Here is a 25,933-nt window from a genome sequence, read left to right on the forward strand (position 1 = left end):
TACGCCTGAACCAAAACCGCTGTGAGGGATTCACCTGCCGCAGACAACAAAAAAACCCCGCTCATCTCTCGATGAACGGGGTTTCTCGTACAGCGTTCGAACCTTACGGCGCGTACGTCAGCAGCAGCTCGGTCGGCACCTTGAAGTCCAGAGACATCATGACGCTCAACGCGGTGATGGTGAAGATCGAGAACACGAACAGCTTGCGTGCCCAGACCGTGTCATCCACCGCCTTGTAGCCGGTCCAGGCCATGTACAGCCAGTACATGCCCATGGCCGCGGCGACGGCGAGGTAGCTCATGCCGGCGTAGCCGCTGAAGGTCAGCATCAGGGTCGCCACGAGGAACGCCAGGATGTAGAACAGGATGTGCTTCTTGGCCACCTGGATTCCGCGCTTCACTGGCAGCACCGGAATCGATGCGGCCAGGTAATCGTTGAAGCGGAAGATCGCGATGGCGTAGGAATGCGGCATCTGCCACAGGCTGAACATCACCAGCAGGGTCAACGCGGCCATGTCGAAGCTGTTGGTCACGGCCACGTAACCGATCACCGGCGGCATGGCGCCCGACAGACTGCCCACCAGCGTGCCGTGAACCGACTTGCGCTTGAGGTACAGGCTGTAGAAGCCGACGTAGATGATGAAGCCGATCACGGCGAACAGGGCAGCCAACGGGTTGGCCACCTTGTACAGCAACGCAACGCCGGCGACACCCAGGACGGTCGCATAGACCAGGGCCAGTTTCAGGGAGATAAGGCCCTGGACCAGCACCCGGTTCTTGGTGCGTTCCATCTTCAGGTCGATGTCGCGGTCGATGCAGTTGTTGAACACGCAACCGGAGGCCACGACCAGGGAAGTGCCGATCATGGCGGCCAGGAACACCGCCAGATCCACATGCCCTTTCGAGGCCAGGAAGAACCCGCCTGCCACAGAAAGCACGTTACCGAAAATGATCCCCGGTTTGGTGATTTGGATAAAGTGCTTGAGCGACATCGGGTCTACCTCACTTCGCCATCATGTAGGTGTGGATGCTGAACATGATCCACAGCGACAGACCGACCAGCAGCACGATCACGATGGCCGTAAAGACGAACGCAATCACGTTGTTACGTTGGGCAACGGAACGGTCCAGGTGCAGGAAGTAATACAGGTGAACGATCACCTGGATCACTGCGAACAGCAGGACGATTGCCAGCGTGGTGGACTTCGGCAGGGTCGGGAACATCACCAGGCCGAACGGGATGACGGTCAGGATCACCGACAGGATGAAGCCGATGGCGTACGACTTTACGCTGCCGTGGCCAGCATCATGGCTGTCATGGGAGTGTGCATTAGCCATTACAGGGTCCCCATCAGGTAAACAACGGTGAATACGCAGATCCACACCACGTCCAGGAAGTGCCAGAACAGGCTCAGGCAGCTCAGACGGGTCTTGTTGGTCGCCGTCAGGCCGTGCTTGTTGACCTGGTACATCATGATGCCCATCCAGATCAGACCCGCGGATACGTGCAGACCGTGGGTACCGACCAGGGTGAAGAACGCCGACAGGAAGCCCGAACGGCTAGGACCGAAGCCCTCGGAGATCAGCAGGTGGAACTCGTTGATCTCCATGGCGATGAAGCCTGCGCCGAGCAGGAAGGTCATGAACAACCAGCCCAGAACCTGCTGCTTTTTACCTTTGTACAACGCCAGCATGGCGAAGCCGTAGGTGATCGAACTGAACAACAGCAGAGCGGTTTCGCCCAGCACGTATGGCAGTTCGAAGATGTCGTGGCCCGACGGGCCACCGGCGACGTTGTTTACCAGTACCGCGTATACCGCGAAGATCGACGCAAACAGAATGCAGTCGGTCATCAGGTAGAGCCAGAAACCGTATACGGTCATCTCGCCCGAGTCGTGGTGATGGTCATCGTGCCCATGGTCATGGCCATGGGCGTGTCCAGCATTGGTCACTAAGTTCGACATTGTTTAAGCCTGTTCCAACTTGGTTTCAACACGGGTCGCGGAAGCAGGGATCTTCCCGGCCGCTACCAGACGCTTGTGCTGCTCGGCTTCGATGCGCTCGATCGTTTCAACCGGAACCATGTAGCCCTGGTCGTCACGTGCAGCGTGGATCACGAAGTAGATGACAGTGCCGGCCAGGCTGGCGATCGCCAACCACCAGATGTGCCAGATCATCGCGAAACCGAATACGGTCAGCAGTGCGCCCATCACCACGCCAGTGGCGGTGTTGTTCGGCATGTGGATCGGCTCGTACTTGGCCGGAGTCTGGTACGCAGTACCGTTTTCCTTGGCTTCGGTGAACGGGTCGATGCAGTCAGCCTTAGGCAGCACAGCGAAGTTGTAGAACGGAGGTGGCGACGAGGTCGACCATTCCAGGGTATGGGCATTCCACGGGTCACCGTGTTCGCACATGTTTTCCGGCTTGTTGCGGTCACGTACCGAGACGTACAGCTGGATCAGCTGGCAAGCGATACCCACAGCGATCAGGATCGCACCGAACATGGCAACGTACAGGTACGGTACCCACTCAGGGTTGGTGGTGGCGTTCAGACGACGGGTCATGCCCATGAAGCCCAGTGCATAGAGCGGCATGAACGCGACGAAGAAGCCCGAGATCCAGAACCAGAACGCTGCTTTACCCCAGCCTTCGTGCAGCTTGAAGCCGAACGCTTTCGGGAAGTAGAAGCCGAAACCTGCGATGTAGCCGAATACCGCGCCGCCGATGATCACGTTGTGGAAGTGCGCGATCACGAACAGGCTGTTGTGCAGAACGAAGTCAGCACCCGGGATGGCCAGCAGTACGCCAGTCATGCCGCCGATGGCGAAGGTCACCATGAAGCCCAGGGTCCACAGAACCTGGCTGGTGAAGCGCAGACGGCCCTGGTAGATGGTGAACAGCCAGTTGAACAGTTTCACACCCGTCGGGATGGAAATCAGCATCGTCGCCAGACCGAAGAAAGCGTTGACGCTGGCACCCGAACCCATGGTGAAGAAGTGGTGCAGCCAAACCATGAAGCCCAGTACCGAGATCGCGCCCGAAGCGTAGATCATCGAGTGGTGGCCGAACAGTTTCTTGCCGGTGAAGGCCGAGATCACTTCCGAGAAGATGCCGAAGGCCGGCAGGATCAGGATGTAAACCTCAGGGTGGCCCCATGCCCAGAACAGGTTGACGTACATCATTGGATTGCCACCAAGTTCATTGGTGAAAATGTGGAAATCCATGTAACGGTCAAGGGTCAGCAGTGCCAGGGTAGCGGTCAGGATCGGGAACGAAGCCACGATCAGAACGTTTGCCCAGGTGCAGGTCCAGGTGAAGATCGGCATGTCCATCAGTTTCATGCCAGGGGTACGCATTTTCAGCACGGTCGCGAGGAAGTTAACCCCCGTTAGCGTTGTACCCAGACCCGATAGCTGTAGCGCCCAGATGTAGTAGTCCATCCCCACGCCAGGGCTGTATTGCAGACCCGACAACGGTGGATAGGCAACCCAGCCGGTCTTGGCGAATTCGCCGACGCCCAGGGACAGGTTGATCAGCACGACGCCGGACACCAGCAGCCAGAAGCTCAGGGAGTTCAGGAACGGGAACGCAACGTCACGGGCGCCGATCTGCAGCGGCACTGCAAGGTTCATCAGGCCGGTGAAGAATGGCATCGCCATGAAGATGATCATGATCACACCGTGAGCGGTGAAGATCTGGTCATAGTGTTCAGGTGGCAGGTAGCCAGGCGAACCCTCGGTGGCCATGGCCAGCTGGGTACGCATCATGATGGCGTCGGCAAAGCCACGCAGCAGCATGACCATGGCAACGATGATGTACATCACGCCGATTTTCTTGTGGTCGACCGACGTCAGCCACTCGGTCCACAAGTAAGTCCACTTCTTGAAGTAGGTGATTGCAGCGAACAACGCCAGACCACCGAGCGCGATCATCGAGATGGTGACCATCACGATCGGCTCGTGGAAAGGGATCGCTTCCCAACTTAATTTACCAAACATCGTTTACTCCTCTGCCCCGGCAGCTGAATGCGAATTCGAGTCCATATCCGTTGCCGCCACTTCTTTCTCTTTCTTCTCGTGCTTCAGCGGCTTGCCCGGTTTCATGCCTTCGTACTTGTCGACGATGGTCTGGAACAGGTTCGGCGTGACCGAGGAGTAGAGCTCGACTGGATTGTTCTGGCTTGGCTTGGCAAGGGCTGCGTATTCAGCTTGTTCAAGCTGTTTAGGTGCCTTTTTGACTTCACTTACCCAGGCGTCGAAATCTTCCTGAGAAGTTGCGATCGCTTTGAATTTCATACCGGTGAAACCAGCGCCGCTGTAGTTGGCGGAGATACCGTCCATTTCAGCGTTGCGGTCAGCGATCAGGTGCAGCTTGGTGGTCATGCCCGCCATCGCGTAGATCTGGCCGCCCAGGCCCGGGATGAAGAACGAGTTCATCACCGCGTCCGAAGTGATCCGGAAGTTGACTGGCGTGTGCGCCGGGAACACGATCTTGTTGACCGTGGCGATGCCTTGTTCCGGATAGATGAACAGCCACTTCCAGTCCAGCGCGACCACTTCGATGGTCACAGGCTTGACGTCGGACTCGATCGGACGATACGGATCCAGCGAGTGGGTCGACTTGTAGGTGATGTAACCCAGGGCAATGATGATCAGGACCGGAATGGTCCAGACTGCCACTTCGATCTTGGTCGAGTGCGACCATTTCGGGGTGTAGACGGCGTTCTTGTTGGAGGCGCGGTACTTCCAGGCGAACAGGAAGGTCATGACGATGACCGGCACAACAACCAACAGCATCAGCAGCGTAGCGGTGATGATCAGGTTGCGCTGTTCCAGGCCGACCTGGCCCGTTGGATTGAGCAAGGTCATGTTGCAGCCTCCCAGCAACAACGTGCCGAGCAGCGGCACTAGGCCTAGTAATCTGGGGTACCTGTTTTTACTCATCTCACGACCTCTAAAGCAGCTTGCGCAATGCAGTTGGGTTTTGATCGCCAACACTTCACCCTGCCAAGGGTTGGCATTTTCTTTGGATTGAATAAGGGCCGCCCGTCGCGCGTCAGACGCTCGACAAATCCTGGGACAGCGGTCAGTTCTTATTCGAATTCGTGGTCAAAGGCCTTGTTACAGACCAATTCCATTTGGTGCGGAAAGTTGGAAGGCACCGACACCTGGGTGTCTCGCAAGCCTTTCGGCCCCTCGACACCCGACTTCCTGCTCAGTTCCTTATAAAGGTTGAACAGTGCCGGGAATTCAGTGCGGGCGATTGTAGATAGGTAGCGCCCTATACACCATGTCTTATCCCGAAATAATTTTTATCGCTCAGAGCAACAATCCATCACCGTTTTTGCAAAAGTTCCGCATGTTATCGAAATCGATTCTCAACAAAAACACCAAAAAATGTAGGTGTACCTGGCTCGGATCAGACAGTTCCGAAGACTTTTTCCGACACCGTGAAGCGCTTAAACCCCGATAACCCAAGGGCTTTGGCCAATTGCCACAGGTTGTTAAAACTGCCTGTTCCGGCACCAGCGTCCCAAAGCCGAAAAACCCTGAAACAGACCAATCCTTTTTTGTAACAACACTCCAATCCGGGCCTGCGCAAGACACTGCGACACCGCGTGTGTGACAACATGTCGCACACCTGTCGCACCGTCCCTTGCCGTTCGTCACGACGTTTTCACAAAGACCCTGAAATGCAAAACGCCCCGATTTGCGTCACTGCAAATCGAGGCGTTTGTGTTATCGGCGCGGGGGCCGAAAAGTTGATTCAGCGCAATGCTTTTCGGTTGCGCGAGGTCAGCAGCGGCACCAGGATCACCACCAGCACGAAGGCCACCAGTGCCCATTGTGCCAGCGACAGACCGAGGATCGGCGGGTACGGCGTCGAGCAGAAACCGTCGACCTGGAAGCCCAGCGGGAAGATCTTCGCCAGCGGCAGGTCATCGACAATCGGCTGCAGCACATCGATGCCGCAACTCACCGCCGGGTAGAACTGGGTGTACACGTGATGCCCGGCGACACCGGCTCCGGCAATTGCGCAAATCACCACCAGCACCTCGAACACGGTGATGCTGCGGCGGGTGCGCATGGCCGCGCCGATGAACGCGAACAGCGCGATCAACAGCAAGGCATAACGCTGCAGGATACACAGCGGGCATGGCGCCTCACCCAGCACGATCTGCATGTACAGCGCGCCGCCGATCAGCGCCAGGCAGATGACGCCCAGCAACACCAGATAGCGCCGCTCACGTCCCAATCGAATCGTTTCCTCGCTCATCGCGTTTCCCTTTCATGTCCATGGTTCAGCTGGCCGGCGGCTGCGCTTGCAGTTGCGCCATCAGGCTGATGTTGTCTTCGATATGCCAATTGGCCGCGATGCGACCGTTGTCGATCTGATAGATATCGGTTGCCCGGAAGTCTACACGCTGGCCCTGCCCTTTGAGAGCCTTGAACGTACCGGTGAAATGCCCGCGAAAGTGCAGATGCACCACCACGCGATCACCGGCGACGATCATTTGCTCGATCTCGCAACTCAAGTCCGGCACCGCCGTGCGAAAGAACTTCGACGCCAGCAGCGGCCCGGTCGGCCCTTGCACCCGGCCTTCCGGCGGGGTCTTGTCGACAAACTGCGGCGACAGGGCCGCCGTAGCCAACGCCTCTTCACCGCTGTTCCAGAAACTGCCGTAACGCCGCGCCGCCAGTTCCATCGCATCACGCTGGGCCTGGGGCAGGCTCTGATCGACGATCAGGGTCTGCGGCTGGAGCAACGCGGATTCGGCAAAGACAAACGGACTGGACAACAAGGCAACCGACAGGCCCAACGCGGCCAGACTGAAACGACGGGAAGAGGCGATGTGCGACATGGGGGCGATCCTGATCATGTAAACGAACGAGCGCCTATCATCAGCATCGGGGAATAAACGATAAACCGGTTAAGAAACGATTAACCTTTAAACAGAATTTAAGAATCGGGGCCGCTCAAAAAAACGACCCGAGAATCTCGGGTCGCTCATCAGGCTTATTCCAGAGCCGCCGCCGGCCCGAAGAACTCATACCGGCTCTGCTTCTCCGGCACACCCAGTGCCTTCAGATGACGCTTGATCGCCCCCATGAAGCCTTTCGGCCCAAGGAAGTAGGCATCCACGTCACGCGGTTCCGGCAGCCACTCGCCCAGTTGTTCCTGGCTCAACAGCCCGACCTTGTCCGCCGCAGGGCTCACGCCGTCATCTTCGGCGTAGCAATAGAAACGCTTGAGCTGCGGATGGCGCTCGGCCAGACCGTCGATCCAGTCACGGAACGCATGCACGCTGCCATTGCGCGCGCAGTGAATGAAATGCACCGGACGCTCGGTTTCCAGCGCCGCTTCCAGCATCGCCAGGGTTGGCGTGATACCGACGCCGCCACTGATCAGCACCAGCGGCTTGTCGCTGGCAGTCAGGGTGAACTCGCCCGATGGCGGGAACAGTTGGATGCTCGCACCGACATGCAGTTGATCGTGCAGGTGATTGGAGGCACGACCACCCGGTTCGCGCTTGACGCTGATGCGGTACTGACCTTTGTTGGCCAGGGCTGACAGCGAGTAATTGCGGCGGATTTCTTCGCCGTCGAGGATCAGCTTCATGCCGATGTACTGGCCCGGCTCGGCTGCGAGGATCGGGCCCTTGTCCGCCGGTTCGAAGTAGAACGAAATGATTTCCGCGCTCTCCTCGACCTTGGCCGCGACGATGAACTCCCGCGCCCCGCGCCAGCCGCCGACGGCCTGTTCTTTCTGGTCATAGATCGCGGTTTCGGCGCCGATCAGGATCTCGGCCAACTGACCGTAGGCCGCGCCCCAGGCACTCATCACTTCCGGTGTGGCGATTTCTTCGCCGAGCACTTCGGAGATGGCGCGCAGCAGGCAGGTGCCGACGATCGGGTAGTGCTCCGGCAGAATCTGCAACGCCACATGCTTGTTGATGATCTTCGCCACCAGATCGCCCAACTGGTCGAGTTGATCGATGTGACGGGCGTACATCAATACACCGTTGGCCAGCGCGCGAGGCTGGTCACCGCTGGCCTGGTGAGCCTGGTTGAACAGCGGGCGGACTTCCGGGTACTCGGAGAGCATCATGCGGTAGAAGTGGGTGATCAGCGCTTCACCGCCGCTTTCCAGCAGAGGCACAGTGGATTTGACGATGGCACGATCCTGGACGCTAAGCATAAGGGTTACTCCTGAGCTTTCTCTAAAAGTGCCTATGTATTCCAGTAATCGTGCCAAATAATTTTTCTATACAAATCAATAAGTTGAAATTTATGTAGTCAGATCGACACAAGCACCTCTATAGTCGCTTCGACTACAACGTGTCCCTTTGACTACAAGCCTATGTCCGCCAAATCACTGCTCACCGCCCTGCTCCCGTTGGTCTCCGACTTGTCCCGTGAATTGCCCGAAGGCGAGCGCTACCGACGCCTGCTCGAAGCCATGCGCGCCCTGCTGCCGTGCGATGCCGCAGCCTTGTTGCGCCTCGATGGCGAGTGGCTGGTGCCATTGGCGGTGGATGGGCTGAGCACCGACACCCTCGGTCGGCGCTTCAAGGTCAGCGAACATCCGCGTTTCGAAGTGCTGCTGGCGGGTAAAGGGCCGACCCGTTTCGCTGCCGACAGCGATTTGCCCGACCCTTATGACGGACTGGTCGACGGCCTCGACGATCATCTGGAAGTCCACGACTGCCTCGGCTGCCCGCTGTTCGTCGATGAAAAACTCTGGGGTCTGATTACCCTCGACGCCCTCGATCCGGAGCGTTTCGAACCCATCGAACTCGACGCCCTGCAAGCCTTCGCCAGCCTCGCCTCGGCCACGGTCAACGCCGCCGAACGCATCGAACGTCTCGCGACTCGCGCCGAGGACGAACACCAGCGCGCCGAGGTCTATCGCCAGGCCAGCGGCCAGCAGAACCGCGAAATGATCGGCCAGAGCAAGGCCCACAAACGGCTGGTGGAAGAAATCAATCTGGTCGGCGGCAGCGACCTGACCGTGCTGATCACCGGGGAAACCGGGGTCGGCAAGGAACTGGTAGCGCAGGCGATCCATGCCGCCTCCCAGCGCGCCGACAAACCGATCATCAGCCTCAACTGCGCGGCCCTGCCGGATACGCTGGTGGAAAGCGAACTGTTCGGCCACGTACGCGGTGCTTTCACCGGTGCCACCAGCGACCGGCGCGGCAAGTTCGAACTGGCCAACGGCGGCACACTGTTTCTCGATGAAGTCGGCGAGTTGTCGCTGACCGTCCAGGCCAAGTTGTTGCGGGTTTTGCAGAGCGGCCAGTTGCAGCGCCTGGGGTCGGACAAGGAGCATCAGGTCGACGTGCGCCTGATCGCCGCGACCAACCGCGACCTGGCCGAAGAAGTGCGCAGCGGCCGCTACCGGGCTGACTTCTACCATCGCCTCAGTGTATACCCGTTGCGGGTGCCGGCGCTGCGTGAGCGGGGTCGCGATGTGTTGCTGCTCAGCGGTTTTTTCCTCGAACAGAACCGCTCACGCATGGGCCTCAACAGCCTGCGTCTGAACAGCGATGCCCAGGAAGCGCTGCTGGCCTACACCTGGCCGGGCAACGTGCGGGAACTGGAACACCTGATCGGGCGCAGCGCGCTGAAGGCGCTGGGTAACTGCAAGGTGCGGCCGAAGATTCTCAGCCTGAGCGCAATGGATCTCGACCTGCCGCGCGAGGTTGTGGATAACTCGTCAGTGCCGTCCGAAGAAGCTGCCACCCTGCCATTGATCAGCGGGGATCTGCGCACCGCTACCGAGCACTATCAGCGGCAGTTGATCAGTGCCGCACTCGAGCGCAATCAGGACAACTGGGCCAGCGCCGCCCGCGAACTGGGGCTGGACCGGGCGAACCTGGGGCGGCTGGCCAAGCGGCTGGGCCTGAAAAGCTGAAAGATCTGGCATCGGAACACCACCCGACAACTAACCTAAAGCCCAACCTTTTGACGCCGATAACCCGGCATCAATAGTTTCTGGCGATTTCCACCCTCGCCCATCACCTTTTTCCACAGAAGGTTTTTATGTCTTCCAACAAAGCCCGCGCAGATTCACTTTCGCTTCTGCTGTTTACCTTGCGCAGCGGCAAGCTGATGGCGATCAACCTGCTGAAAGTCAGTGAAATCATCCCTTGCCCGCCGCTGACCAAGCTGCCGGAGTCGCACCCCCACGTCAAAGGCATCGCCACCCTGCGCGGTGCTTCGCTGTCGGTGATCGACCTGAGCCGCGCCATCGGCGAGCGTCCGCTGGAAGACCCGAATGGCGGCTGCCTGATCGTTACCGACGTCAGCCGTTCGAAACAGGGCCTGCATGTGCAGGCGGTGAGCAAGATCGTGCATTGCCTGACCACCGACATCAAACCGCCGCCGTTCGGCTCCGGCGGTTCCCGCGCCTACATCACCGGCGTGACCTCGGTCGACGGCACGCTGGTGCAGGTGCTGGACATCGAAAAAGTCATCCACGGCATCGCCCCGGCACAGATCGACATGGCCCCGACCGAGCTGAGCATGGAAGACGCCGAAGTGCTGGGCAACGCGCGGATTCTGGTGGTCGACGACAGTCAGGTGGCGTTGCAGCAATCGGTGCACACCCTGCGCAACCTCGGCCTGCAGTGCCACACCGCCCGCAGTGCCAAGGAAGCCATCGACTGCCTGCTGGACCTGCAAGGCACCGCGCAACAGATCAACCTGATCGTCTCCGACATCGAAATGTCCGAGATGGACGGCTACGCCTTTACCCGCACCCTGCGCGAGACCCCGGACTTCGCCCACCTCTACGTGCTGCTGCACACCTCGCTGGACAGCGCGATGAACAGCGAAAAGGCCCGCCTCGCCGGCGCAAACGGCGTGCTGACCAAGTTCTCCTCGCCGGAGCTGACCCACTGCCTGATCGAAGCGGCCAAACATGTCGCCGCCCAGGGTTACTGAGCCTTGAGCGAGACGTTCTGCTTCCTGATGCGGCGCGACCTGAGCCAGGACGTGCCGGCCATCGAATGGCCGAACGGCATCGAACTCACCACCTACAACGTTGAACAAGCGGCCGCCGTGCATGAACTGATGCAAATCGGTTACCGCGAGGGCGGCGGTCGGGTGCCCGCGCTGGACGTCTGGCAACAGCAGTATGAAACGGACGCCGAATACGATCCGGCGCTGTGCTTCATCGCCAGCGATGCTGACGGCGTCATTGGTGTGGCGCAATGCTGGACCAGTTCCTATATCAAGAATCTGGTGGTGCACCCTCGCGCCCAGGGCCGTGGATTGGGTAGGGCGTTGCTGCTTCATGCGTTCAAGGCGTTTCAGGATCGGCGCGAAGGGGTTGTCGATCTGAAGGTGCTGGAAGACAACCGGCGGGCGCGACAGCTGTACGAAAAGTCTGGAATGTATGTGGTCCGCCGGGAATTGGTGCCGGACTGACAAACTAAAATCCTGCGGCATACTCAAACCCTGGCGATCAACCTCCAAGGATGCCCGAACCATGAAACGCCTCGCCCTCTCCGTACTGTGTCTCATCGCCCCGTTTGTCCACGCCTCCAGCCCCGACGCCTGGGCGGCGTACGACAAAACCGTACTCGCCAGTTGCACCAAGGCCAGCAGCCTGAAAGACGCCAAACCGGTTGGCACTGCGGCGCAATTCGATGACCGCGTGGGCTACACCGCCCTGTTGCTGCAGGGCCAGTACCCGCAAAAACACATGAAGGGCCAGCAAGGCACCGAGCTGTGCCTGTACAACAAGAAGTCGAAAACCGCGTACGTCACCGAATGGGACTCGATCCGCCCGACCGCCAAACCCTGAGCGAATGGCGCACAACTTGCTTCACTCCGGGCCTGTACGGCGGCTTTATGTCGCCGATTCACACCCTGATTGAAGATTGCCCGCTCAATGAATACGACCTTTTCCTGCGTAGGTTGCGGCAAATGCTGCACCGATCACCATGTGCCCCTGACCCTGGCCGAAGCCCGCATGTGGGCGGCCGACGGCGGTCAGGTGATCGTGCTGGTGGAGGCGTTTCTCGCCAACGGCCTGGGTTTGCCGGCGCAACAGCGTGAGCACGCGCAGCGGCGTTCGGCGGTAGTACGCAGCGGCACGTCCGACGCCCATGTGGCGATCACCTTCGCCGCCTACAACGTCGGTCCCTGCCGGAATCTTGACGAGGACAAGCTGTGCCGCATCTACGAACGCCGGCCGCTGGTGTGCCGCATCTATCCCGCCGAAATCAATCCGCACATTGCGCTGAACCCTGCCGCCAAGGACTGCCCGCCGGAATCGTGGGAACAGGGACCGGAGCTGATCGTCGGTGGCGAACTGGTGGATCAGGAACTGGTGACATTGATCCAGCGCTCCCGTCAGGCCGATCGCGACGACATCCGGACCAAGGATGCGATCTGCGGCTTGCTCGGCATCCGCACCACGGCACTCAAGGGCGACGGATTTACCGCGTATCTGCCGGACATGGGCGTGTTTGCCTCGGTGATCGATCAGGTCACCGCGCAACCACTGGCTGCCGGAGACAGCGAATGGCTGTTCCATGTCTCCGGCAATGACATCGCCGGGCAGGTGCGGGCGGCAGGCGCACAAGTGGTCACCGAACCGCCGCAGACTTACGCGTTCATTTCCCTGCGCGCGGCCTAGGATCCCTGCCGCCGCCCCCAGAACTCCCGCGCCAGCGAACGCAAATCCCCCGCCAGCCCCGCCACATCCTGTGAGTTGAGCTGGCTCTGGCGCCCTTCATCCACCGTCAGTTCACACGCCGTGCGAATACTGACGATGTTGCGGTTGATGTCCTCGCTCACCGCGCTCTGCTCTTCAACCGCCGCGGCAATCTGCAGGCTCATCTCGGTGATCTGCTCGACTCGCCCACTGATCCCGTCCAGCGCACGGGCCGCGCGTTGCGCCTGTTCGACGCTGTTATCCACATGCTCGCTGCTCTGCTGCATCACCAGCACCGCATCCCGCGCGCCATTTTGCAGGGTGCTGATCATCCGTTGAATCTCGTTGGTCGACTGCTGAGTACGCTGGGCCAGCCCCCGAACCTCATCGGCCACCACCGCAAACCCGCGCCCGGCATCCCCGGCCCGGGCCGCTTCGATCGCGGCGTTGAGCGCCAGCAGATTGGTCTGCTCGGCGATGCTGCGAATCACCTCCAGCACCCCGGAAATCTCGCTGCTGTGACCTTCGAGCTGATGAATCACCTCGGTCGCCCGGCCCAACTCCTCAGCCAGCCGCAACACCGCACTGCGACTCTCGCCAACCAGCAGATGACCTTCACGGGTTTCCGTCCCCGCCATATCGGCCGCCACCGACGCCTGCTGCGCATGGCTGGCCACTTCGGCGACACTGGCCGCCATCTGATGAATCGCCGCCGCCACCTGATCGGTTTCCGCCTGCTGCGCCAACGTGCTGGTGTGACTGCTGTGCAGATGATCGACCAGTTGCGCCGCATGCCCGGCCAGCCGCTGCGAGGCATCACCGATCCGCCCGACCACCGCACCGACCTGAGCCTCGAGCATCTGCAAGGCGAACTCGATCTGCCCGAACTGATCCCGCCGCCCGGTATAAATGCCCTGACTCAACGGGTTGTCGGCAATCTGTTTTGCACGTTCGGTCAGTCGCTCCAGCGGTCGCAACAACCAGCCCACGCCCAGAGCACAGGCGCCGCTGCCAGCCACCAGCGCAGCGGCCTCAATGCCCATGGACTCCGGCCGCAACCAGGCTTCAACTCCCATCACCGCTGCCAGCACCGAACTGGTCAACGCCACAATCCGCGCCCGCAAGCCCAACACCGGCATCCGCTGCCAACGCGGCACCCGCTCGCCACGCAATTGCGCGTAAGCCCGTTCCGCTGCCGCGATCTGCCGCGCATCCGGCCGCGTGCGTACCGACTGAAACTCCACCGCCGCACCGTTCTGCGTGACCGGCGTGACATAGGCGCTGACCCAATAGTGATCACCGTTCTTGCAACGATTCTTCACCAGCCCCATCCACGACCGCCCGCGCTTGAGCGTCTGCCACATATGGGCAAACGCCTGCGCCGGCATGTCCGGATGACGCAACAGGTTGTGCGGCGTGCCCAGCAGCTCGTCACGGCTGTAACCGCTGATCCTGATGAAGTCGTCGTTGGCGTAGGTGATCGCGCTGGTCAGATCGGTGGTCGAGAGAATGTTCGCATCCGGCGCAACATCGACATTGCGCCCGGTCACCGGGAGATTGATCTTCATGGAAAGCGCGCTCGTTTTATTGGAAAGAGTCGGCAGGGCTGCTGACTCTAAGCGCACTAATCGGTTAAACGTTGATCTGGCTCAGGAACTGAGCAATTAGCCATCACTGTGACCGAAAATCACAGACGATGGCTGCAGGAGGGAAGTGAATCAGCGCTTGCCCATCGAACGACGAGTGCCCGACGGCGCCACACCCGGGGTCCTGGCGTGACGGTCACCGTCCTTGCCCTTGAACTGCGGCTGCTTGGCGGCTTTGGCGGCGGCCAGTTCACCTGGCTTGAACGGAAACTTGAACGCAGGAATGGTCGGCTTGGTCTCGCCGGCCTCGGCCAGCTCTGCCGGGACATCGCTCACAGCGTTGTCGATTGGGGAAGTCATGAAAGCTCCGGAAAGCAAAAAGTCCGGCCCGGTGGATGAGCCGCGAAGGCGCGCAGTATACCTGCGTGCGCGGAGTTTAAAGAGCCCCCGAAAGGGCATGACCGGTGCCTTTTTCGGGACTCTTCGACTAGCGGATCACGTCTGCGGATCAACCCGATCCAACGCCCGGTTCACCGCCAGCTCCGCCAACATGATGATCTGCTGGATCCCGAGCGCCGTACTGCGCTGCGGGCCCGTGAGTTCATTGGCGAAATTGCTGGCGATGGTACTGGCCGAGGCCAGGGATTCGCAGGCATTGACCAACAGGCTTTCGGTGTCGACGTTGGGAGTGACCATATACATCGTGCTCGGACGCGGCTTGGCAGGGTTGGGGCAGAGGTAGTAGTCGAGGGCGCGCTTGATGGCTTCGCGGTTACGGGCGAGGTCTTCGGCGCGCATGGCTTTTTCGAGAGGGGTGGGTGATTCGAGGGGTGGGTCGGGTATCAGTTTGTCCATGAAGAACTCCTACTTGGCTATGGAGCCATCCCTTGTCGTTTCCACACGACAAAAGGTGGCAGCTGTACGCAGGGTGGAAAACCGATAAGTAGGCAACCGGCCAGACCGAAGTCTGCCTGCGCACAGCCGCCGCGACGCAGTTTGCAGACGAAAGAAGACATCGGCAACGATTACGGGGAGATGCTTTGCAACTACTTGAAATCAGGTTTCCACACCTGTTCGCTGAATTGGCAGCGACAGCCAAACACTAGAGAACGTGCTTCCGACGGACAACCTGAAAACATTGTGGGAAGGGTCCTGAGTTGTTGTTGAAATTTAAACAACTTCAAGAGCAGCCCTCACCCTAGCCCTCTCCCGGAGGGAGAGGGGACTGACCGTGTTGTTTGGGAGAGCTGCGCCGACGTGACATACCGTGGTGAACTCGGGTTTTAAAAAGCACATATTCCGCACCTGCCTCTGCTTTGGCTTTGGCTTTGGCTTTGGCTTTGGCTTTGGCTTTGGCTTTGGCTTTGGCTTTGGCTTCGGCTTCGGCTTCGGCTTCGGCTTCGGCTTCGGCTTTGACTTCTCACCACTCAACACAATGAGCGTTAGCTCGAGTACCGCTTTTGACGTACCGGCCCCATCGGAACGAAGGAACACCGAGCCTAGGCGAGGTGCCGAACGCAGGGGCCCAGCCCTTTGGTTACTTTGGGGCGTTTGCCAAAGTGACCCGCCGTAAGGGCGGAACCATAAGCGGCCGTTACCGCAGCAACGGATATACACACAAGAAAACTGACAGCCGCGACAGCTAGCCGTCACCCTCCTGACCCCCAAACAAGTTTATAAAGAACCAACCTGCCCAAACCCCGTCCCCCTGGCGCCCCACAAGCATGCAAATCCAGAAGAAAAAGGCCCTGCTCGCCACCCTGCTGATCGCCCTCGCAGCCGCCGGCCTGTGGTATGCGATAAAACCCGCACCGGCCAAACTGGCCGCCCCGACTGCGATCCCGGTCAGGGTCGTCGCCGTCAGCGAAAAAGACGTCCCCCGCTACACCAGCGGCATCGGCTCGGTGCTCTCGCTGCACAGCGTGGTGGTACGCCCGCAAATCGACGGCATCCTCACCAAGCTTTTGGTCAAGGAAGGTCAATTGGTGAAACAGGGCGACCTGCTCGCCACCATCGACGACCGCTCGATCCGCGCCAGCCTCGACCAGGCCCGTGCACAACTGGGCGAAAGCCAGGCACAGCTGCAAGTGGCGCTGGTCAACCTCAAGCGCTACAAACTGCTCAGCGTCGACGACGGCGTCTCCAAGCAGACCTACGATCAGCAACAGGCACTGGTCAACCAGCTCAAGGCCACCGCCCAGGGTAATCAGGCCTCGATTGACGCGGCGCAGGTACAACTTTCCTACACCCAGATTCGCTCCCCGGTCACTGGCCGCGTCGGCATTCGTACGGTCGACGAAGGTAATTTCCTGCGCATGACCGACACCCAGGGTCTGTTCACCGTGACCCAGATCGACCCGATCGCTGTCGAGTTCTCCCTGCCCCAGCAAATGCTGCCGACCCTGCAAGGCTTGATCAGCGATCCGCAGCGCGCCCAGGTCAAGGCCTACATCGGCGCCGACACCGATGGCGAAACCGGCAACCTGCTCGGCGAAGGTCACCTGACCCTGATCGACAACCAGATCAACGCCAACACCGGCACCATCCGCGCCAAGGCCGAATTCGACAACCCCAACCAGAAACTCTGGCCCGGCCTGCTGGTGACGGTAAAGATTCAGACGGCGCTGGATAAAGATGCGCTGGTGGTCCCGCCCACCGTCGTACAGCGGGGGCTGGATCAACACTTCGTGTACCGAGTCAACGGCGACAAGGTTGAAGCGGTGCAAGTACAAATGGTCTATCAGGGCAGCGGTCAGGACATCATCAAGGGTGTGAACCCCGGCGACGTATTGGTCAGTGATGGCCAGTCGCGGCTCAAGCCCGGTTCCACCGTGCAGGTCATGAGCGAACCGCCGCAGGTGGTGCAAGCGGAGCCCAAGCCATGAAGCAGCACAAAGGCGTTTCGACCTGGTGCATCGATCACCCGGTGGCGACGATTCTGCTGACCATCGCGCTGGTGTTGGTCGGGGTGATTGCCTTCCCGCGCCTGCCGATTGCCCCACTGCCGGAAGCGGAATTTCCGACGATCCAGGTCTCCGCGCAACTGCCCGGCGCCAGCCCCGACACCATGGCGTCCTCCGTGGCCACGCCGCTGGAGGTGCAATTCAGCGCCATCCCCGGCATGACCCAGATGACCTCCAGCAGTGCGCTGGGCTCCAGCCTGCTGACCCTGCAATTCACCCTCGACAAGAGCATCGACACCGCCGCCCAGGAAGTGCAGGCCGCGATCAACACCGCCGCCGGCAAACTGCCGAAAGACATGCCAACCCTGCCGACCTGGAAGAAGGTCAACCCGGCCGACAGCCCGGTGCTGATCCTCAGCGTCAGTTCCACCCAGATGCCCGGCACCGAACTCAGTGACCTGGTGGAAACTCTGCTGGCCCGTCAGATCAGTCAGATCGACGGCGTAGGCCAGATCAACATCACCGGTCAGCAACGTCCGGCGATTCGCGTACAGGCCTCGGCGGACAAACTGGCGGCCATCGGCCTGACGCTTGCGGACATTCGTCTGGCGATCCAGCAGACCAGCCTCAACCTCGCCAAAGGTGCGTTGTACGGCGAGTCGAGCATTTCCACGCTGTCGACCAACGACCAGCTGTTCCACCCCGAGGAATACAGCCAGCTCATCGTTTCCTACAAGGATGGCGCCCCGGTTCACCTGAAAGATGTCGCCAAAGTCGTCAACGGATCGGAAGATGCCTACGTGCAAGCCTGGGCCGGCGATCAACCGGGGGTGAACCTGGTGATCTCCCGTCAGCCGGGTGCCAACATCGTCGAGACCGTGGACCGCATCCAGGCCGCCCTGCCCGGCCTCGAAGCCATGCTGCCGGCCTCGGTGCAGGTCAAGGTGCTGATCGACCGCACCCAGACCATTCGCGCCTCCCTGCATGAAGTGGAAATCACCCTGCTGATCGCGATCCTGCTGGTGGTGGCGGTGATGGCGCTGTTCCTGCGCCAGTTGTCGGCGACGATGATTGTGTCGGCGGTACTTGGTGTGTCGCTGACCGCCAGTTTCGCCTTGATGTATTTACTCGGTTTCAGCCTGAACAACCTGACGCTGGTGGCCATCGTCGTGGCGGTAGGTTTTGTGGTCGACGACGCGATCGTGGTGGTGGAGAACATTCACCGCCATCTGGAATCCGGCGACAGCATGCGCGAAGCAGCGGTCAAGGGCGCCGGCGAGATCGGTTTTACCGTGGTTTCGATCAGTTTCTCGCTGGTTGCGGCGTTCATTCCGTTGCTGTTCATGGGCGGTGTGGTCGGGCGTTTGTTCAAGGAGTTCGCCCTGACGGCCACCTCGACCATCATGATTTCCGTGGTGGTGTCGCTGACACTGGCGCCAACCCTCGCCGCGCTGTTCATGCGCAAACCGGTGCATCACGCCCATGACAAACCGGGCTTCAGCGAACGCCTGCTCGGCTGGTACGAAAAAGGCCTGCGCCGCGCCCTCGCCCATCAGAAACTGATGATCGGCGTGTTCGGTGTCTCGGTCGCGCTGGCCATCGGCGGCTACATCTTTATCCCCAAAGGGTTCTTCCCGGTGCAGGACACCGGCTTCGTCCTCGGTACGACGGAAGCCGCTGCGGACATCTCCTACAGCGACATGGTGAAAAAGCACCTGGCGATGGCGGAAATCGTCGCCGCCGATCCCGCCGTGCAGGCGTTTTCCCATTCGGTGGGCGTGTCCGGCAGTAACCAGACCATCGCCAATGGCCGCTTCTGGATCGCCCTGAAAAAACGCGGTGACCGCGATGTTTCGGCCAGCCAGTTCATCGACCGCATTCGTCCGCAGTTGATGAAAGTCCCCGGCATCGTGCTGTACCTGCGCGCCGGCCAGGACATCAACCTCAGCTCCGGCCCGAGCCGTGCGCAGTATCAATACGTGCTCAAGAGCAACGACGGGCCGACGCTCGCTACCTGGACCCAGAAGCTGACCGAAAAGCTGCGCAGCATCCCGGCGTTCCGTGACATTTCCAACGACCTGCAATTGGGCGGCAGCATCACGCACATCAGCATCGACCGCAGCGCCGCCGCGCGTTTCGGCCTGACCGCCAGCGATGTCGACGAGGCGCTATACGACGCCTTTGGTCAGCGGCAAATCAACGAGTTCCAGACCCAGGTCAACCAGTACAACGTGATCCTGGAACTGGACACCGCGCAGCGTGGCAAGGCCGAAAGCCTCAACTACTTCTACCTGCGCTCGCCGCTGAGCGGGGAAATGGTGCCGCTGTCGGCGCTGGCCCGATTCGACGCACCGACCATCGGCCCGCTGTCCATCGCCCACGACGGCATGTTCCCGGCCGCCAACCTGTCGTTCAACCTGGCGCCCGGCGTGGCGTTGGGCGACGCGGTGATCCTGCTCAACCAGGCCAAGGCCGAGATCGGCATGCCGACCGCGATCAGCGGCAACTTCCAGGGTGCGGCCCAGGCATTCCAGAGTTCGCTGGCCAGCCAGCCGTGGCTGATTCTCGCGGCACTGGTGGCGGTGTACATCATTCTGGGTGTGCTTTATGAAAGCTTCGTCCATCCGCTGACGATCATCTCGACCTTGCCGGCGGCAGGTCTGGGTGCGGTGATCATGCTGTGGATCTGCGGCCAGGACTTTTCGATCATGGCGCTGATCGGGCTGGTGTTGTTGATCGGTATCGTCAAGAAGAACGGCATCCTGATGATCGACTTCGCCCTCGAAGCCCAGCGTCATCGTGGACTGGCACCCCAGGATGCGATTTTCGAGGCATGCCTGACGCGATTCCGGCCGATCATCATGACCACTCTCGCTGCCCTGCTCGGCGCCCTGCCGCTGATGCTCGGCTACGGCACCGGCGCCGAACTGCGCCAGCCGTTGGGGATCGCCGTGGTGGGTGGCTTGCTGGTGAGCCAGATGCTGACGCTGTTCACCACGCCGGTCATATACTTGTGGCTTGAGCGGCTGTTCCACAAGCCCAAACCGGCGCCCGTTGCGGCGCTGGCAACGACAGACTGAGGCGGGTCATGCGCGTCCTGATTATCGAAGACGAAGAGAAAACCGCGGACTATCTGCACCGCGGCCTGACGGAACAGGGTTACACCGTGGATCTGGCCCGCGACGGCGTCGAGGGCCTGCATCTGGCGCTGGAAAGCGACTACGCGGTGATCGTCCTCGACGTCATGCTGCCGGGCCTCGACGGCTTTGGCGTACTGCGCGCCTTGCGTGCGCGCAAACAGACGCCGGTGATCATGCTCACCGCCCGCGAACGGGTCGAAGACCGGATCCGGGGCCTGCGCGACGGCGCCGACGATTACCTCGGCAAACCGTTTTCCTTCCTCGAACTGGTGGCGCGCCTGCAAGCGCTGACCCGCCGCAGTGGCGGCCACGAGCCGGTGCAAGTGAGCATCGCCGACCTGTGGATCGATCTGATCAGTCGCAAGGCCACCCGCGCCGGAACCCGGCTGGATCTGACGGCGAAAGAGTTTTCGCTGCTCAGTGTGCTGGCCCGGCGTCAGGGTGAGATCCTGTCGAAAACCGCGATTGCGGAGATGGTCTGGGACATCAATTTCGACAGCGACGCCAATGTCGTCGAAGTCGCGATCAAGCGCCTGCGGGCCAAACTCGACGGGCCTTTCGACGAGAAACTGCTGCACACCATCCGTGGCATGGGTTATGTGCTGGAGAGCCGTGGTGTCCAGTAACTCTATCGCGCTGCGCTTGAGCGGGATGTTCACGCTGGTGGCGCTGCTGGTGTTTCTGTTGATCGGCGGCGCGCTTTATCAACAAGTGGACAAGGGCTTGGGGCTGCTGCCGGAAGCCGAGCTGGATGCGCGTTACAGCGTGCTCGAATCCACGGTCGGCCGTTACGGCACGCCCGAGCATTGGGTCAAGATCAACAGCAAACTCAAGCTGCTCGGTGAGGAAGACAAGCGCATCAGTTTCTGGATCAGCAGCGGCGATCCGCAGTACGAGTACGGCGATTTCACCCCGCAGATTCGCGACTTCGCCAATGGCCCGCTGGGCATGCGCGACCTGCAATTGCCCGGTCAGCCCTACCCGTTGAAAGTGCTGGTCAGCCAGTTCCCGGCCAAGGATCAACGCCCGCCCCTGCGCTTCATGATCGGCATCGATACCGAGACCTTTCACCAGACTCAACACAACCTGCTGATCGCCTTGATCGGCCTGGCGATTGTCGGCGTGCTGCTGGCCTCTGCGCTGGGTTACTGGGTGGCGCGAATCGGCCTCAAGCCGCTGATCAAACTGTCCCATGAAGCCCAACGCCTGGCGCCGCCGCTGCGGGCCGGGCGCTTGCGTCTGTCACCGCTGCCGCCGGAGCTGGAACAGTTTGTCGACTCGTTCAATTCGACACTGGAACGGGTCGAACAGGCGTATTCGCGGCTGGAATCGTTCAACGCCGACGTGGCCCATGAGCTGCGCTCGCCGTTGACCAACCTGATTGGCCAGACCCAGGTCGCCCTGACCCGTGGGCGCTCCGCCGAGCATTATTTCGAAGTGCTGCAATCCAACCTTGAAGAACTGGAACGCCTGCGCTCGATCATCAATGACATGCTGTTTCTGGCCAGCGCCGATCAGGGCAGCAAGGCCACCAAATTGACCTCGACTTCGCTGGCCGACGAAGTAGCGACCACCCTCGAATACCTCGATTTCATCCTCGAAGATGCACAGGTCCAGGTCCATGTGAGTGGCGACGCACAGGTGCAGATCGAGATCGCCCATCTGCGCCGGGCATTGATCAATCTGCTGAGCAACGCGGTGCAACACACCGCGCCGGGACAGGTGATCGAAGTGCAGATCACGGTCGAGGAACACCAGGTCAGTATCGGCGTAGCCAACCCCGGTGCGCCGATTGCCAGCGAGCATTTGCCACGGCTGTTCGAGCGCTTCTACCGGGTCGATGCGTCGCGCAGCAACAGTGGCAATAACCACGGGTTAGGGCTGGCGATCGTCAAGGCGATTGCGCTGATGCATGGTGGGGATGTGTTTGTGCGCAGTGATCGCGGCATGAACACTTTTGGTATTCACCTTCCGGTCTGAAAGCCCCTCACCCTAACCCTCTCCCGGAGGGAGAGGGGACTGACCGAGTTGTCGTTTCGAGTTACATCGACCTGAACCACCGCGCCGAACTCAGGCTTTGAAAAGTCCCCAATCGGCTCCCTTTCCCCCTCGCCCCCTTGGGGGAGAGGGCTGGGGTGAGGGGGTGACTTTTGCTTCTGCTGTAACAGTCATTTATGAAAATCACGCTGTTTCCCGGTGCCCGGCGACCTTATCTTTGCCCGCACCAAACAGCACTTGCCAAGCAAGAAGGTTTTCAAGATGTCCAACAGTATGGGTATTGCCAGCGCTTTCGTTTTGTCCTCATTGATCCTGTCGCCGATGGCGATGGCTGAAGAATCGCAGTCGTTCGTAGCGCAGAATGCCGCTCGCGCTCACGCATTCGAACAGCATCAGGCAGAAGTGATGGCCAAGGCTCAAGACGCCACGCAAGCCCCTCAGGCCGCAACTTCCCAGGCTCAGGCAGCCGAGAAAGACAGCTGAGTCACGCACCACGCAACGTTTCCCTCGACGCGGTTGTTTGGCTCTTCCCGTTCAACCGTCGTCCTTCCAGGCCACTGATTTTCAGTGGCCTTTTTTCGTTGTGGTGTGAAAGCGGTCCGGTTCGTCTCTTACAATTAGAAACATCCCGCACCTCAAGACATTGAAGTGTCAGTTGACCCAAGGAGCTTTACCGCAAGTGCGTTACCCAGTCCGCTTTACCCCGCTGTTCATTGCAATCGCCGCAACGATTGCCCCCACCGCCCACGCCGCCGAAGGCGAAAAGGAAGGTTTCGTCGAAGGTTCGAGCCTCAACCTCAACGCCCGCAACTACTACATGAATCGCAACCGCTTGCAGAAAGCGGACGACAACATCGAGTGGGGCCAGGGTTTCCTCGGCAAATTCCAGTCGGGTTACACCGAAGGCACGGTCGGCTTCGGCATCGATGCCCACGCCATGCTCGGGCTGAAACTCGACGGCGGTGGCGGCACGGACAACTCCAGCATCCTGCCGGTCAGCGATGGCAACGGCAAAGCGCCGGGCTCGTTCTCCACGGCGGGCGGCACGCTGAAAATGCGCGCGTTCGATACCGAGCTGAAGGCCGGTGACCTGTTCCTCACCAACCCGGTGATCGCCGGCGGTGAAAGCCGCATGCTGCCGCAGACCTTCCGTGGCGTCAGCGTGACCAACCACAGCTTCGACGGCTGGATGATCGAAGGCGGCCAGGCCAGCTTCACCAAGCCGTACAACCAGAGCGGCCACAAACGCATCGGCACCTCGTACGGCACCCTCGCCGACGGCGACAAGAGCCAGCACCTGAACTGGGCCGGTGTGTCCTGGAGCGGCGTCGAAGGCCTGACCAGCAACCTGTACGCCGCCGAGCTGAAGGACATCTGGAACCAGTACTACTACGACCTCGACTACACCTGGGCGCTGAACGATCTGGTGACCCTCAACCCGGGCCTGCACTTCTATCACACCCAGGACACCGGCGAGGCGCTGCTGGGCAACATCGACAACAACACCTACAGCCTGCATTTCACCGTCGGCATCGGCAGCCACAGCGTCACCGCCGCGTACCAGCGGGTCAACGGCAACACGCCGTTCGACTACATCAGCCAGGGCGACAGCATCTACCTCGACAACTCCCAGCAATACTCGGACTTTAACGGCCCGAACGAGCGCTCGTGGAAACTCAAGTACGCCTATGACTTCGCAGGCGTCGGCCTGCCGGGCCTGACTTCGGCGGTGTCCTACTCGCGCGGTACGCTGGACCTGACCAAGGTCGACCCGGACAGCAAGGGCTATGCCTCGTGGTACAGCGCCGAAGGCCGCAACGCCAAGCACTGGGAACGCGACATCGACCTCAAGTACGTGGTGCAGAGCGGCCAGGCCAAAGACCTGGCGGTACGACTGCAGTGGGCGACCAACCGTGGCGGTAACGGTTACGGCGCGCTGGACACGGATACCGATGAATACCGCGTGATCATCGACTACCCGATCAACGTCTTCTAAGATCGGCGCTACAGTTGAAAGGCCAGCCTTATGCGCTGGCCTTTTTCTTGCGTGTGCGGCAGCGACGTTTGTACAACTACGCTTATAAGACTCTTCAACCGATAACCCAACCATGATCGCGAGCCGTACCCCACCTGCTGCGGGCAAGACCGGACGTCCCGAGCTGCTGCTGATTCTCGGCAGTCTGCTGAGCGTGTTCGCGATTGTGTGCATTGTCACTTTTCTGCTGATTCGCGAGCACGCCAATGCTCAGGAGTCGGCGACTCGCAGCGCCACCACCATTGCCCAACTGATCGACGCCGACGTGTTACGTACCGTCGAGCTCTACGACCTGACCCTGCAAGGGCTGATTGCCGCCGCCCAGCGCGACGACCTGAAAAACGTGTCGCCGCAGATCCGTCACCTGGCGCTGTTCGACCGCTCCACCACCGCCCGCTTCAAGGGCGACATCCTGCTGCTCGACAAACACGGCGAGGTCATCGCCGATTCCTCGCGGGTCGAACCTTTGCCGGGCAATTTCGCCGACCGCGATTACTTCCTCGCCCACGCCTTCAACCGCGACGCCGGCATGTTCATCAGCCGCCCGTTCAAGCCCCGTTGCGATTGCGACGACGCCAACCAGTGGCGCATCAGTTTCAGCCGGCGCATTTCCTCGGATACCGGGGAATTCCTGGGCGTAGCGGTCGCGTCAATGAAGCTCGATTACTTCGACCAGTTGTTCAACAGTCTCGACATCGGCGTCGACAGCACGCTGAACATCATCAACAACGACGGCATCCTGCTGGCCCAGAAACCCTATCTGCAGAGCGATTCGATCGGCAAGAGCTTCGCCGCCCGTCCCAATGTGGTGCGGATTCTGCGCGACCGCAGCGGCAATGGCAGTTTCAACAGCATTTCGAGCATGGATCACCAGCAGCGGCTGTACACCTATTCCCAGGTCGGCAACCTGCCACTGACAGTGATCGTTGCGCTATCAAGTGAAGAAGTGTTCGGCGCTTGGAAGCGTACGGCGATTCTGATCAGCGGTGCCACCGGCGTGCTCTGCCTCGGCCTGCTGTGGCTGACCTGGCTGCTGGCCCGGGAGCTGCGCCTGCGCCAACGCGCCGAACGAGAACTGGCGCAACTGGCCGCCACCGATGCCCTGACCGGTGTCGCCAACCGGCGCATGCTTGATCAGTCGTTGCGGCACGAGTGGTTTCGCGCCCAACGCTCGGGCAAATCCCTTTCGTTGCTGATGATCGACGCCGATCACTTCAAGGCATTCAATGACCGGCACGGCCATCAGGCTGGGGATCAGGCCCTGCGTGAACTGGCCAGGGTCATTACCGCCAATGTGCGACGCCCGGCGGATCTGGTGGCGCGTTATGGTGGTGAAGAGTTCTCGGTGATTCTGGCCGAGACCGACAGCGTCGGCGCGCAGCAGATAGCCGAGCATGTGCGGGCCGCCGTCGAGCAATTGCCGCGGATGGCGGGCGATGAAATGCCGATGACGGTGAGCATCGGTATCAGCACCTGGACGGTGGCGAGTGAAATCAGTCTGGAACAACTGTTGTTCGCGGCGGACCGGGCGCTGTATCAGGCCAAGGAAGGTGGCCGGAATCGAGTGGTGCTGGCGTCCTGAACACAGGCATAAAAAAAGGCC

General features: G+C 60.5%; 23 protein-coding genes and 1 pseudogene. 12 read left to right on the plus strand and 12 right to left on the minus strand.

Annotated elements, in window-relative coordinates:
- Positions 1-103 precede the first annotated feature (103 nt).
- From cyoE to hmpA, 8 genes are all read right to left on the minus strand, one after another.
- Complete coding sequence (gene cyoE / locus R1A29_RS23540) at positions 104-991, minus strand: heme o synthase (protein ID WP_039765651.1); 888 nt, start codon at positions 989-991, stop codon at positions 104-106.
- A gap of 10 nt (positions 992-1,001) precedes the next feature.
- A complete protein-coding gene (gene cyoD, locus R1A29_RS23545) occupies positions 1,002-1,337 on the minus strand; it encodes a cytochrome o ubiquinol oxidase subunit IV (RefSeq protein ID WP_085709371.1) in 336 nt (111 codons plus the stop codon).
- A complete protein-coding gene (locus R1A29_RS23550) occupies positions 1,337-1,963 on the minus strand; it encodes a cytochrome o ubiquinol oxidase subunit III (RefSeq protein ID WP_007956720.1) in 627 nt (208 codons plus the stop codon). Before R1A29_RS23550 ends, cyoD begins: the two co-directional genes overlap by 1 nt.
- Positions 1,964-1,966: 3 nt before the next feature.
- Complete coding sequence (gene cyoB, locus R1A29_RS23555) at positions 1,967-3,997, minus strand: cytochrome o ubiquinol oxidase subunit I (protein WP_085701769.1); 2,031 nt, start codon at positions 3,995-3,997, stop codon at positions 1,967-1,969.
- A gap of 3 nt (positions 3,998-4,000) precedes the next feature.
- Entirely contained in the window at positions 4,001-4,942 is a 942-nt protein-coding gene (gene cyoA, locus R1A29_RS23560) for a ubiquinol oxidase subunit II (protein WP_065261342.1), read from the minus strand.
- A gap of 823 nt (positions 4,943-5,765) precedes the next feature.
- Positions 5,766-6,275 (minus strand): disulfide bond formation protein B, encoded by a 510-nt coding sequence (locus R1A29_RS23565; protein ID WP_085709370.1) that lies wholly within the window; start codon positions 6,273-6,275, stop codon positions 5,766-5,768.
- 25 nt (positions 6,276-6,300) lie between these two features.
- Positions 6,301-6,861: an ester cyclase gene (locus R1A29_RS23570; RefSeq protein ID WP_438299739.1), complete on the minus strand. Its 561-nt coding sequence runs from the start codon at positions 6,859-6,861 to the stop codon at positions 6,301-6,303.
- 155 nt (positions 6,862-7,016) lie between these two features.
- Complete coding sequence (gene hmpA, locus R1A29_RS23575; RefSeq protein ID WP_438299740.1) at positions 7,017-8,198, minus strand: NO-inducible flavohemoprotein; 1,182 nt, start codon at positions 8,196-8,198, stop codon at positions 7,017-7,019.
- Between the two features lie 162 nt (positions 8,199-8,360).
- Here hmpA and norR point away from each other — a divergent pair, with 162 nt between their 5' ends.
- The 5 genes from norR to R1A29_RS23600 all read left to right on the plus strand — a co-directional run bounded on the left by norR (position 8,361) and on the right by R1A29_RS23600 (position 12,650).
- Positions 8,361-9,917, plus strand: coding sequence for a nitric oxide reductase transcriptional regulator NorR (norR, locus tag R1A29_RS23580; protein WP_438299741.1), 1,557 nt, complete (start codon positions 8,361-8,363; stop codon positions 9,915-9,917).
- Between the two features lie 128 nt (positions 9,918-10,045).
- Positions 10,046-10,948 (plus strand): chemotaxis protein CheV, encoded by a 903-nt coding sequence (locus R1A29_RS23585; protein WP_085709366.1) that lies wholly within the window; start codon positions 10,046-10,048, stop codon positions 10,946-10,948.
- Positions 10,949-10,975: 27 nt separating this feature from the next.
- Positions 10,976-11,434: a GNAT family N-acetyltransferase gene (locus R1A29_RS23590; RefSeq protein WP_438302085.1), complete on the plus strand. Its 459-nt coding sequence runs from the start codon at positions 10,976-10,978 to the stop codon at positions 11,432-11,434.
- 61 nt (positions 11,435-11,495) lie between these two features.
- Complete coding sequence (locus R1A29_RS23595) at positions 11,496-11,813, plus strand: hypothetical protein (protein WP_438299742.1); 318 nt, start codon at positions 11,496-11,498, stop codon at positions 11,811-11,813.
- An 87-nt stretch (positions 11,814-11,900) separates the two neighbouring features.
- The gene (locus R1A29_RS23600) at positions 11,901-12,650 is read left to right on the plus strand and encodes a YkgJ family cysteine cluster protein (RefSeq protein ID WP_438299743.1); all 750 of its coding nucleotides are present in this window, start codon (positions 11,901-11,903) and stop codon (positions 12,648-12,650) included.
- Here R1A29_RS23600 and R1A29_RS23605 read toward each other — a convergent pair.
- The 4 genes and pseudogenes from R1A29_RS23605 to R1A29_RS23620 form a co-directional block, all read right to left on the minus strand.
- Positions 12,647-13,711: a methyl-accepting chemotaxis protein gene (locus tag R1A29_RS23605; protein ID WP_408986119.1), complete on the minus strand. Its 1,065-nt coding sequence runs from the start codon at positions 13,709-13,711 to the stop codon at positions 12,647-12,649. The two genes, R1A29_RS23600 and R1A29_RS23605, sit on opposite strands and share 4 nt — an antisense overlap.
- A gap of 243 nt (positions 13,712-13,954) precedes the next feature.
- Positions 13,955-14,236 (minus strand): annotated as a pseudogene (locus tag R1A29_RS23610) (PAS domain-containing protein); the annotation flags it as partial.
- A gap of 150 nt (positions 14,237-14,386) precedes the next feature.
- Complete coding sequence (locus tag R1A29_RS23615; protein WP_265813289.1) at positions 14,387-14,614, minus strand: hypothetical protein; 228 nt, start codon at positions 14,612-14,614, stop codon at positions 14,387-14,389.
- 135 nt (positions 14,615-14,749) lie between these two features.
- Entirely contained in the window at positions 14,750-15,109 is a 360-nt protein-coding gene (locus tag R1A29_RS23620; protein WP_438299744.1) for a DUF6124 family protein, read from the minus strand.
- An 869-nt stretch (positions 15,110-15,978) separates the two neighbouring features.
- On the opposite strand from R1A29_RS23620, the gene R1A29_RS23625 reads away from it, so the two are divergent.
- The 7 genes from R1A29_RS23625 (at position 15,979) to R1A29_RS23655 (ending at position 25,912) form a co-directional block, all read left to right on the plus strand.
- On the plus strand, positions 15,979-17,139 hold the full coding sequence (locus R1A29_RS23625; protein WP_114885414.1) for an efflux RND transporter periplasmic adaptor subunit: 1,161 nt from the start codon (positions 15,979-15,981) through the stop codon (positions 17,137-17,139).
- Entirely contained in the window at positions 17,136-20,237 is a 3,102-nt protein-coding gene (locus R1A29_RS23630) for a multidrug efflux RND transporter permease subunit (RefSeq protein WP_438299745.1), read from the plus strand. The genes R1A29_RS23625 and R1A29_RS23630 overlap by 4 nt, the downstream gene beginning before the upstream one ends.
- Before the next feature lie 8 nt (positions 20,238-20,245).
- Positions 20,246-20,923, plus strand: coding sequence for a heavy metal response regulator transcription factor (locus tag R1A29_RS23635; protein ID WP_003228008.1), 678 nt, complete (start codon positions 20,246-20,248; stop codon positions 20,921-20,923).
- Positions 20,913-22,277 (plus strand): heavy metal sensor histidine kinase, encoded by a 1,365-nt coding sequence (locus R1A29_RS23640; RefSeq protein WP_438299746.1) that lies wholly within the window; start codon positions 20,913-20,915, stop codon positions 22,275-22,277. The genes R1A29_RS23635 and R1A29_RS23640 overlap by 11 nt, the downstream gene beginning before the upstream one ends.
- Before the next feature lie 279 nt (positions 22,278-22,556).
- Positions 22,557-22,778, plus strand: a complete 222-nt coding sequence (locus R1A29_RS23645; RefSeq protein WP_085709734.1) for a hypothetical protein — start codon at positions 22,557-22,559, stop codon at positions 22,776-22,778.
- 196 nt (positions 22,779-22,974) lie between these two features.
- A complete protein-coding gene (locus tag R1A29_RS23650; RefSeq protein WP_438299747.1) occupies positions 22,975-24,291 on the plus strand; it encodes an OprD family porin in 1,317 nt (438 codons plus the stop codon).
- Positions 24,292-24,403: 112 nt separating this feature from the next.
- On the plus strand, positions 24,404-25,912 hold the full coding sequence (locus R1A29_RS23655; protein WP_248739344.1) for a sensor domain-containing diguanylate cyclase: 1,509 nt from the start codon (positions 24,404-24,406) through the stop codon (positions 25,910-25,912).
- Positions 25,913-25,933: the final 21 nt, after the last annotated feature.

The organism is Pseudomonas sp. NMS19W (genome assembly GCF_051554255.1).
GTDB lineage: Bacteria > Pseudomonadota > Gammaproteobacteria > Pseudomonadales > Pseudomonadaceae > Aquipseudomonas > Aquipseudomonas kribbensis.

Excerpts from the sequence above, each read along its gene's own strand:
- cyoA (WP_065261342.1), bottom strand. The coding sequence starts at position 4,942 with ATGAGTAAAAACAGGTACCCCAGATTACTAGGCCTAGTGCCGCTGCTC.
- R1A29_RS23645 (WP_085709734.1), top strand. The coding sequence starts at position 22,557 with ATGTCCAACAGTATGGGTATTGCCAGCGCTTTCGTTTTGTCCTCATTG.
- R1A29_RS23625 (WP_114885414.1), top strand. The coding sequence starts at position 15,979 with ATGCAAATCCAGAAGAAAAAGGCCCTGCTCGCCACCCTGCTGATCGCC.
- R1A29_RS23550 (WP_007956720.1), bottom strand. The coding sequence starts at position 1,963 with ATGTCGAACTTAGTGACCAATGCTGGACACGCCCATGGCCATGACCAT.
- cyoD (WP_085709371.1), bottom strand. The coding sequence starts at position 1,337 with ATGGCTAATGCACACTCCCATGACAGCCATGATGCTGGCCACGGCAGC.
- R1A29_RS23590 (WP_438302085.1), top strand. The coding sequence starts at position 10,976 with ATGCGGCGCGACCTGAGCCAGGACGTGCCGGCCATCGAATGGCCGAAC.
- R1A29_RS23630 (WP_438299745.1), top strand. The coding sequence starts at position 17,136 with ATGAAGCAGCACAAAGGCGTTTCGACCTGGTGCATCGATCACCCGGTG.
- R1A29_RS23565 (WP_085709370.1), bottom strand. The coding sequence starts at position 6,275 with ATGAGCGAGGAAACGATTCGATTGGGACGTGAGCGGCGCTATCTGGTG.
- R1A29_RS23615 (WP_265813289.1), bottom strand. The coding sequence starts at position 14,614 with ATGACTTCCCCAATCGACAACGCTGTGAGCGATGTCCCGGCAGAGCTG.
- cyoB (WP_085701769.1), bottom strand. The coding sequence starts at position 3,997 with ATGTTTGGTAAATTAAGTTGGGAAGCGATCCCTTTCCACGAGCCGATC.
- R1A29_RS23620 (WP_438299744.1), bottom strand. The coding sequence starts at position 15,109 with ATGGACAAACTGATACCCGACCCACCCCTCGAATCACCCACCCCTCTC.
- R1A29_RS23585 (WP_085709366.1), top strand. The coding sequence starts at position 10,046 with ATGTCTTCCAACAAAGCCCGCGCAGATTCACTTTCGCTTCTGCTGTTT.
- hmpA (WP_438299740.1), bottom strand. The coding sequence starts at position 8,198 with ATGCTTAGCGTCCAGGATCGTGCCATCGTCAAATCCACTGTGCCTCTG.
- R1A29_RS23655 (WP_248739344.1), top strand. The coding sequence starts at position 24,404 with ATGATCGCGAGCCGTACCCCACCTGCTGCGGGCAAGACCGGACGTCCC.
- R1A29_RS23635 (WP_003228008.1), top strand. The coding sequence starts at position 20,246 with ATGCGCGTCCTGATTATCGAAGACGAAGAGAAAACCGCGGACTATCTG.
- R1A29_RS23570 (WP_438299739.1), bottom strand. The coding sequence starts at position 6,861 with ATGTCGCACATCGCCTCTTCCCGTCGTTTCAGTCTGGCCGCGTTGGGC.
- R1A29_RS23600 (WP_438299743.1), top strand. The coding sequence starts at position 11,901 with ATGAATACGACCTTTTCCTGCGTAGGTTGCGGCAAATGCTGCACCGAT.
- norR (WP_438299741.1), top strand. The coding sequence starts at position 8,361 with ATGTCCGCCAAATCACTGCTCACCGCCCTGCTCCCGTTGGTCTCCGAC.
- cyoE (WP_039765651.1), bottom strand. The coding sequence starts at position 991 with ATGTCGCTCAAGCACTTTATCCAAATCACCAAACCGGGGATCATTTTC.
- R1A29_RS23595 (WP_438299742.1), top strand. The coding sequence starts at position 11,496 with ATGAAACGCCTCGCCCTCTCCGTACTGTGTCTCATCGCCCCGTTTGTC.
- R1A29_RS23605 (WP_408986119.1), bottom strand. The coding sequence starts at position 13,711 with ATGGGCATTGAGGCCGCTGCGCTGGTGGCTGGCAGCGGCGCCTGTGCT.